Origin of the sequence: Bacteroides reticulotermitis JCM 10512, from assembly GCF_000517545.1 — a bacterium.
Classification (GTDB): Bacteria; Bacteroidota; Bacteroidia; order Bacteroidales; family Bacteroidaceae; genus Bacteroides; species Bacteroides reticulotermitis.
On sequence record NZ_BAIV01000074.1, the window covers coordinates 1 to 2,711 of the forward strand.

The 2,711-nt window shown below is 42.6% G+C and carries 1 protein-coding gene; it reads left to right on the forward strand.

All coding sequences use genetic code 11. The annotated features are described in order from the left end of the window. Window positions 1-2,711, forward strand: a 2,711-nt coding sequence (locus JCM10512_RS20915; protein ID WP_044165874.1) for a hybrid sensor histidine kinase/response regulator, incomplete at both ends; no start/stop codon positions are given.

Here is a 2,711-nt window from a genome sequence, read left to right on the forward strand (position 1 = left end):
TGTTTGCAGATGCTAACAAGAATATCTGGATGGGGATCGGGACCTATGGACTAGCCTGTCAGAATCATGCTACCGGACAACTTATGCTACATACGCATATGCCGGAATTTGCCGGAATAAAGTCAGTACCGACCATCTATACGATCATTCAGCGAAAAGAAAGTGGGGATATTTGGATCGGTACCTATGATGGGGGGATCTTTGTTTACCGGAAAGGTATGCGGGTGCAGAACTTGGATCCGGATAATTGTGATTTCTTATCTTCTTCTTGTGTTTCGGCTCTTTACGAAGATAAATTTGGGAACTGCTGGGTAGGTACTCGTGGAGGAATAAGTGTAGCGTTAGCTGATGGAGAAAGCTATAATTTCGGTACAATAGATTTTGGAGAGGGGCTGACGAATGCTTGGTTTTATGTACGCGATATCGTTGCCGATACGGACAATAGTATGTGGATAGCCACATCCAATTACGGAATTGTGCATATTATGGGAGATGTTAAAAAGCCCGGGACTTTGAAGTATAAAAACTACAGTTTCCGAAATCAAAAGTTACTAACTAACACCGTGCTAAGTCTTCATGTTGATAAACAAGGGCGTTTATGGGCTGGAACCGAAGGAGGCGGCTTGTACCTTTACGAACGGGACAAGCAATCGTTCACAGCCAAGAGCAAGGAGTACAACATTCCCGGAGATATGGTGGGGAGTATTGAGGAAGACAGTAAAGGGAATCTATGGCTGGGAACGAATAACGGGCTCGTCAAACTGAATGCGAATGCTCCCAAGGGAACACCTGTTGTACGCGTATATACCACTGCCGATGGTTTGCAGGATAACTTCTTTATTGCACAATCTTCTTGCAGTCGGGATGGAGAGCTGTTCTTTGGCGGTTATAAAGGATACAATAGTTTCTTCCCGGATAATATGGAAGAGACCAATCGGGAAGTACCTTTTGTAATCACAGATATCAAGCTGTTCAATCGTTCTTTTAGCTCCTTTTCACTGGAAATTCGACAGCGTATCTCTTCGTGTATGCCCACTTTTACAGAAGAGATCGAATTACCTTATGAATACAATAACTTCAGCATTGAATTTGCGGCTCTTACCTATAAGAATCCGGAATTGAATCATTACGCCTATCGGTTAGTCGGCTTTGATAAGGAATGGCAATATACCGATGCGGACCGCAGATTTGCTTATTATAACAACCTACAAAGTGGAACGTATAAGTTTCAACTGAAGGCAACCAACGAGAATGGGGTCTGGAGTGGAAACATCAGAGAGTTGACTGTAATCGTGCTTCCTCCTTTCTGGGCTACCTGGTGGGCATATCTCATTTACATACTTTTGGTAGCAGTCATTAGTTTCTACCTTTATCGTACAGCCAAGAATCGTATCTTGTTGAGAAATGAACTGCGATTGCGAGAGTTGGAGAAGGCAAAAGCGGCGGAGCTAAATCATGCCAAATTGCAGTTCTTTACCAATATCACTCATGAGCTACTCACTCCGTTGACTATCATTTCGGCCACAGTAGACGAACTGAAAATGAAAGCTCCCGAACATACGGAGATCTATACGATTATGAGCAACAATGTGCGCCGCCTAATTCGTTTGCTGCAACAGATACTTGAGTTCCGTAAGGCGGAAAGCGGTAATCTTAAGTTGCGGGTATCTCTGGGAGACATTGCCGGCTTTGTAAGGAATGAGGCGGAGAGCTTCCAACCTTTGATTAAGAAACGAAAAATACACTTCTCGGTACTCTGCGATCCCGAATCAATCATGGGATACTTCGATGTCGATAAATTGGATAAGATACTGTATAACTTGCTTTCAAACGCTGCTAAATATAATATGGAGGGCGGATATATACAGGTCACATTGACTTATGCCCAGGATAAAGATCACGTTGTATTACGGGTGAAAGATAATGGAAAGGGAATCTCCAAAGAGAAGCAACAAACCTTATTCAAACGCTTTTACGAAGGAGATTATCGAAAGTTCAAAACGATTGGTACGGGCATTGGTCTTTCGCTGACGAAAGATTTGGTTGATCTTCACGGCGGGACGGTAGCTGTAGAGAGTGATATTGATAAGGGTGCCGAGTTTATCGTGGTGTTGCCTATCGATCGATCATTCTATAAAAAAGAACAGATTGATGATGAAGCAGTGCTCTTTTTACCTAAGAGCGATGAGAAAGAAGTGGTAAGTGAACAGGCAAATGAGTCTACAGATACGGGGGAAAAGAAAAACACGATTTTGGTTGTGGAAGATAATGAAGACTTATTGCAATTGATGATCAGACTTTTGAGTCCTGACTATAATGTGTGTACGGCTGAAAACGGTAAAGAAGCGATTATCATATTGGAGAATGAGGATATAGACTTGATTGTCTCCGATGTGATGATGCCTGAAATGGATGGCATTGAGTTCTGTAAATATGTGAAGAACAATCTGGAGATGAGTCATATCCCGGTAATTCTTCTTACCGCTAAGAATAAAGAAGAAGACCGTGCGGAAGCCTATGAGGTTGGTGCGGATGCTTTTATCAGTAAACCATTTAATCTGCTGGTACTTCATGCCCGCATCCGTAACCTGATGAAGTATAAAGAACGCATGGCGCGTGATTTTAAGAATCAGTTGGTCTTTGAGGTTAAGGATCTCAACTATACCAGTCTGGACGAAGATTTTATGCAGCGGGCCATCGATTGTGTGAAT